At 62.8% G+C, this 5,912-nt stretch carries 8 protein-coding genes; 5 read left to right on the top strand and 3 right to left on the bottom strand.

Annotated features, from left to right (window positions below; translation table 11 throughout):
* A partial coding sequence (locus WEB61_RS03525; RefSeq protein WP_368062943.1) for a GNAT family N-acetyltransferase occupies positions 1-457 on the bottom strand: 457 nt, incomplete at its 3' end.
* Positions 458-833: 376 nt separating this feature from the next.
* Between WEB61_RS03525 and WEB61_RS03520 the strand changes: the two genes are divergently transcribed.
* Both WEB61_RS03520 and WEB61_RS03515 read left to right on the top strand, forming a co-directional pair.
* Positions 834-1,748, top strand: coding sequence for an SDR family NAD(P)-dependent oxidoreductase (locus WEB61_RS03520; protein WP_368062942.1), 915 nt, complete (start codon positions 834-836; stop codon positions 1,746-1,748).
* 75 nt (positions 1,749-1,823) lie between these two features.
* Complete coding sequence (locus WEB61_RS03515; RefSeq protein ID WP_368062941.1) at positions 1,824-1,988, top strand: hypothetical protein; 165 nt, start codon at positions 1,824-1,826, stop codon at positions 1,986-1,988.
* Here the strand turns inward: WEB61_RS03515 and WEB61_RS03510 are convergent.
* Positions 1,961-2,893, bottom strand: a complete 933-nt coding sequence (locus WEB61_RS03510; protein ID WP_368062940.1) for a LysR family transcriptional regulator — start codon at positions 2,891-2,893, stop codon at positions 1,961-1,963. The two genes, WEB61_RS03515 and WEB61_RS03510, sit on opposite strands and share 28 nt — an antisense overlap.
* 123 nt (positions 2,894-3,016) lie before the next feature.
* Here WEB61_RS03510 and wrbA point away from each other — a divergent pair, with 123 nt between their 5' ends.
* Genes wrbA through WEB61_RS03495 form a run of 3 tightly spaced genes read left to right on the top strand, consistent with a single transcriptional unit; the run spans position 3,017 to position 5,402 of the window.
* The gene (wrbA, locus tag WEB61_RS03505; RefSeq protein WP_368062939.1) at positions 3,017-3,628 is read left to right on the top strand and encodes an NAD(P)H:quinone oxidoreductase; all 612 of its coding nucleotides are present in this window, start codon (positions 3,017-3,019) and stop codon (positions 3,626-3,628) included.
* 44 nt (positions 3,629-3,672) lie between these two features.
* A complete protein-coding gene (locus WEB61_RS03500; RefSeq protein WP_368062938.1) occupies positions 3,673-4,383 on the top strand; it encodes a pirin family protein in 711 nt (236 codons plus the stop codon).
* Positions 4,384-4,415: 32 nt separating this feature from the next.
* A complete protein-coding gene (locus WEB61_RS03495) occupies positions 4,416-5,402 on the top strand; it encodes a glutathione S-transferase family protein (RefSeq protein ID WP_368062937.1) in 987 nt (328 codons plus the stop codon).
* A 3-nt stretch (positions 5,403-5,405) separates the two neighbouring features.
* Here the strand turns inward: WEB61_RS03495 and WEB61_RS03490 are convergent, their stop codons facing one another.
* Positions 5,406-5,777, bottom strand: a complete 372-nt coding sequence (locus tag WEB61_RS03490; protein ID WP_368062936.1) for a hypothetical protein — start codon at positions 5,775-5,777, stop codon at positions 5,406-5,408.
* Between the last annotated feature and the right edge of the window lie 135 nt (positions 5,778-5,912).

The following is a 5,912-nucleotide window of genomic DNA, read 5'->3' as shown; positions in this document are numbered from 1 at the left end:
CGATATCGAGTTCGCGGTAGAGAAGCCGTGCGGGATCGACCGGACCCGGCATGGTCAGCCGTCCCGGTGGTACCGGCCCGAAGCCGACCCGCGCGTAGTAGGGCGCGTCGCCGACCAGAATAACGAGGCGGTGTCCGAGCGCCTTGGCATCGGCGAGCCCCTTCTCCATCAGTTTGATACCGCAGCCCTTGCCGCGCAGCTGCGGTTCGACGGCGAGCGGCCCGAGCATCAGCCCCGGCTGGCCGCCGATCAGGATCGGCCAGAAACTCAGCGCCCCGACCATGCGCCGCTCCGTGCCCTCGCCCGCAAAGGCGACATAGCAAAGCTCCGGCACCGGATGATTGCCTTCACGCAGGCGCTGTGCGGCTTTTGCATAGCGGCCGGGCCCAAACGACAGGTCGAGCAGTGCCTCGATGGCTGGCCCGTGTTCGGGCCGCTCGGCTTCGATTTCAAACATCGGAATTTCTTTCAAGGACTGAATGCGCCAACGGGAACCGCTCACCCGTCCCGTCTTTCGCCCTCGCGCTCAGGCGAGAAGCGAACGGATCGCGCGGGCGCGCGAGGAACGGGGAGCGCCACGGCTCCCTTCCTTCATTCGTCGTCGCTGCGTCGCGCCGCCTGCCATTCCCGTCGATCCGTCTGAGGCCCGCACTCCTTAGGGTGAGTCGGCCGCTGCCTTGAATGGATAGTCGGGTAGCACGGCCAAATCCTTGCGTAAAGCGCCATGGCAATCACAAGATGCCGAAAAAGGCTGGAACCTGCCCGCACCCATCGGCTAGCTTGCCCGCCAACAACAGAAACCCTCAGAAGACAACGAGAGCAGGGAGCAAGCCATGGGACTTCTTGAAGGCAAGGTGGTGCTGGTCACCGGCGCGGCGGGCGGCATCGGCCGCGAATGCGCGCTGATCGCGGCGAAACAGGGCGCCAAGGTCGTGGTCAACGACCTCGGCGGCAGCGTCAAGGGCGGCGACGAGGGCAATGCCTCGGCCGCACAGAAAACCGTCGACGAAATCAAGGCGGCAGGCGGCGAAGCGGTCGCCAATTCCGACAGCGTCTCGATAAAGTCGGGCGCCGAAAACATGATCGCCCAGGCGCTCGACACCTTCGGCGGCCTGCACTCGATCATCAGCCCCGCCGGCATCCTGCGCGACGGCATGTTCCACAAGATGCCCGACGAGGACTGGGACGCGGTTCTCGAAGTGCATCTGAAGGGCAGCTACAACATCACCCGCGCCGCCATCAACCACTTCCGCGAGCAGCAGGAGGGCAACTTCGTCCTCTTCACCTCGACCTCCGGCCTCATCGGCAATATCGGTCAGGCGAACTACGCCGCCGCCAAGATGGGCATCGCCGGCCTGTCGCGCATTATCGCCATGGAAGGCGCGGCCAAGAACGTCCGCTCCAACATCATCGCGCCCTTCGCCTGGACGCGCATGATCGCCACCATTCCGGTAAAGGACGAGGAATCGGCCAAGCGCGTCGAGCGCATGAAAAACGCGATGCGCGCTGAACAGGTCGGCAATTTCGCCGTCGCCCTCGTCGCCCCGTCCTGCACAACGAACGGTCAGATATTCTCCGTGCGCGGCAACGAGATCGTGCTCTTCTCGCAGCCCCGGCCCGTCAAAAGCGTCGCCCGCATCGACGGCTGGACGCCGGAAACGATCCTCTCGCACGGCCTGCCCGCCATGGCCGGCGGCTACACCGATCTCGGCAATACGGGCTCGGTTTTCACCTGGGAACCCGTCTGATCGCAACGGCGGCTACTGGACAGAAAGCGCGGCCGGGGCTCCAATGCTCCGGCCGTTTGCATTTCCGGAGGCCACATGACCAAGCGCAAACCGCCGCCGAAACCGCGCAACCCCGTTGCGAAGGCGCTGGCCGATCCGCTGTTCCGCAAACGCATCGTCAAGGCGAAGCGCAAATATGTACGCAAGAAGGACGAGCCCCCCATCGAGGAAGATCAGCCGACGGAAGAAGACGCGGACTGAGCCACCCACCGTGCCTTGCCGGGCCCGAAATGCTCGACCGCGAAATCGACAAAGGCGCGCACCTTGGCCGACAGATGGCGCGTATGCGGATAGATGACATGGAGCCGCAAGGGCGGCATCGACCAGCCATCGAGCGCGCGGACAAGCCGCCCGGCACGCAGCTCCTCGTGACAGATGACGTCGGGCGAAAGGCAGAGCCCCGCGCCCGCCCGCAGCAGCGGCAGCATCGCATCCGCATTGTTGCAGAACAAATGTCCCTTGACCTCGACATCCTCGCGCTCGCCGCCCGAACTCACGAAACGCATATGTTCGGGGCGCGACAGCAGCGTGTAGAGCATGAAGCGATGCGTCGCGAGATCGGACGGACGCTCCGGCATCCCGTATTTTTCGAAATAGACCGGCGCGCCGACGACATAGCGCTCCACCGGCGCGAGCTGATGCGTGATCAGGCTTGAATCCTCAAGTGTCGAAATGCGCAACGAAACGTCGAACCCCTCCTCGATCAGATCGACGCGACGGTCGTTGAGCACGAGATCGACATCGAGATCGGGATAGCGCGCCAGGAACGCCGGCAGCACCGGCCCGAGTTCGAGAATGCCGAAACTCATCGGCGCGTTGATGCGCAGCCGTCCGCGCACCTGCCCTTCGATGCAATTGGCCTCGGCGGCCGCTTCCTCCGCCTCGGCGACGATGCGGTTCGCGCGTTCGAACACCAGCGCGCCTGCTTCCGTCACCGCGACACGCCGCGTCGTCCGGTTGAGCAGCCGCACCCCGAGCTGGTCTTCCAGCGCCGAAACCTGACGGCTGACCATCGATTTGGAGAGCCCGAGCGCCTCCGCCGCGGCGGTGAACCCGCCCAGCTCGACCACCCGCGCAAAAACCGCAAATCCGTTGAGATCGGTCATCGAATTGTTCCTGATTAGCAACAATCTGTTCCTAGAACGTCAGATTGTATCTCTTTCAAGGCCAATTAGATAGGAGGCATGGATTTGACTACATCCCTGCGGGGGCCAGAACAGGAGAGCGGCATGATCGACAAGACCAGAATTCTCGTCCTCTATCACAGCTCATACGGACACATCGAAACGCTGGCGAAGGCCGTTGCCGATGGCGCGGGCAGCGTCGGCGGCGTCGAGGCAACGCTGAAGCGCGTGCCCGAGACCATGCCCGAGGAAGCGATGAAAAATGCCAGCATGAAGGTCGACCAGAAAGCACCGGTCGCCAGCCCTCAGGAACTCGCCGACTATGACGGCATCATTTTCGGCAGCCCCACACGCTTCGGCAACATGACCGGCCAGATGCGGACATTCCTCGACCAGACGGGCGGCCTCTGGTCGAAGGGCGCACTGGCCGGCAAGCCCGGCAGCGTCTTCACCTCGACCGGCACCGGCGGCGGCAACGAGACGACCATCACCTCGTTCCACTCGACGCTCCTCCACCACGGCATGGTCGTGGTCGGCCTCCCCTACTCGATCGGCGAAGAACTCTTCGACATCTCGGAAGTGCGCGGCGGTTCGCCCTATGGCGCGAGCACGCTGGCCGGCGGCGACGGCAGCCGCACCCCGAGCGAAAAGGAACTGAGCCTCGCCCGCAAACAGGGCGCGCATGTCGCCCGCATCGCGAGCAAGCTGAAGCAATAGCATCCGCCTCCGCGCAAAAGCCCGGCGGCCGAAAGGAGAAAATCATGATCGACATTCGTCCGTTTGAAAGCCTTGGGCACGCCGACCATGGCTGGCTGAAGGCGAAGCATCACTTCTCCTTCGCCGGCTATCACGACGAGGCGCGCATGGGTTGGGGCAAGCTCAGGGTCTGGAACGACGACCTCATCCGCGCCGGCACCGGCTTTCCGCCGCACGGACATCGCGACATGGAAATCATCACCTATGTGCGTGAAGGCGCGGTCAGCCATCGCGACCACCTGAACAATGAAGGTCGGACAAAGGCCGGCGACGTGCAGGTGATGTCGGCTGGCACCGGCATTCGCCATGAGGAATGGAATCTGGAAAGCGACGATGCCCGTATTTTCCAGGTCTGGATCGAGCCCGACCGCCAGGGCGTCGCGCCGCGCTGGGAAACGGCCTCCTTCCCGAAGGAAGATCGGAAAGGAAAGCTGGTGCCGCTCGCCAGCGGCAAGGCCGACGCACCCGCCGAAGCGCTGTGGATTGCACAGGACGCCGAAATTCTCGGCGCGACGCTCGACGCGGGCACCGAAGTGACCCATGTCATTCGGGAAGGCCGTCTCGTCTATCTCGTTCCGGCGCGCGGCAGCATTACGGTGAACGGCGTCGCCGTGCCCGAACGCGCCGGCGCCGCCATTCGCGACGAAGAACGCCTCGTTATCCGCGCCGGCGAGGACGCCGAAATTCTTCTGGTGGACCTGCCGCCCGAGGACTGACCGGCAAAGCGGCCCAACGAAAGGAAAGCACGATGGGACTTCTGGTGGACGGAAAATGGACCGACAAGGGGTACGACACCAGGTCGACCGGTGGCCGCTTCGTCCGTCAGGATTCCGTCTTCCGCAACTGGGTGACGGCGGACGGCAAGGCCGGCCCAACGGGCGATGGCGGCTTCATGGCCGAGGCCGGCCGCTATCACCTTTATGTTTCGCTTGCTTGTCCTTGGGCGCATCGCACGCTGATCTTCCGCGCCCTCAAGAAGCTCGAAGACAAGATTTCACTCTCGATCGTCGATCCATTGATGCTGGAGGAAGGTTGGACCCTGCGTGGTAAAAGCGGCACGACCGACACGGTCAACGGGAAAACCCGGCTCTATGAAATCTACCAACTCGCGAAACCGGACTACAGCGGCCGTGCCACGGTGCCTGTCCTATGGGACAAAAAAACGGGAACCATCGTCTCCAACGAATCCGCCGACATTATCCGCATGCTGAACTCAGCTTTCGACGGCATCGATGGCGTCGACAACACGCTCGATTTCTATCCGCCCGATTTGCGCAGCGAGATCGATGCAGTCAACGAAACCGTCTACGAGAACGTCAATAACGGCGTCTACAAAGCGGGCTTTGCGACCGAACAACCGGTCTACGAAGAAGCGGTAATGGCGCTTTTCGCCGAACTCGATCGGCTGGAGAGCATTCTCGTCCGACGGCGCTGGCTCGCGGGCGACCGGCTGACCGAAGCAGACTGGCGAATTTTCACGACGTTGATCCGTTTCGACACCGTCTATTACGGTCACTTCAAATGCAATTTGCGGCGCATCGCCGACTACCCAAACCTGTCGAGATTGCTGCAAAGGCTCTACAGCGTGCCGGATGTCGCCGCGACGGTGGATTTCGATCACATCAAGCGGCACTACTATGGAAGTCACAAGACGATCAACCCCAGCGGCATCATACCGGTGGGGCCGATCCTCGATCTCGACGAACCGCACGAAAAGAAACGCGCCGCGTCCTGACAATCAGTTGGCCGCCGACTGACGCTTTTCGAGCACTTGCTTGACAGCGAGACCGGTATTCCGGTTCTCGCTGTAGCGCATCGAGCGCGGCAGCGCGAAATGATAGGCTCGTAGCGCCGCATCGTCACTCTGGCGCATGTTGCGGTCGACATCCGTGAACACGCAGGCATTCCCCTGGTGGTTCGAACGATTGAGATCGTTGCAATGACGAACGGCCTGGCGCAGCGCCCGCACCTGCTTCGTGTCGAGCTGCGTGAGCGCGGCCTCATCGGCAGGCAACGCACTCCAGTCGACATTGTCCGCCGCCTGCACGACACTGATGCCGCCAAGCACCAGCGCCACAACCACGCAACCACCAATGATCTTCCGTCTCATGGCAATCTCCGTCTCCGCGCAAATCTCTCGCGCGTTGCAAGCCACCCCGCAACCCGAATCTTCTAGCCCGCAAATGTGGCGAAAAAAATCATGGCGCGGACACCTGCACCCTCCCTAAGATCGAGGGCAGAAAAG

Source organism: Parvibaculum sp., from assembly GCF_040882025.1.
Classification (GTDB): Bacteria; Pseudomonadota; Alphaproteobacteria; order Parvibaculales; family Parvibaculaceae; genus Parvibaculum.
This window is presented reverse-complemented; position numbering and strand designations above follow the sequence as displayed.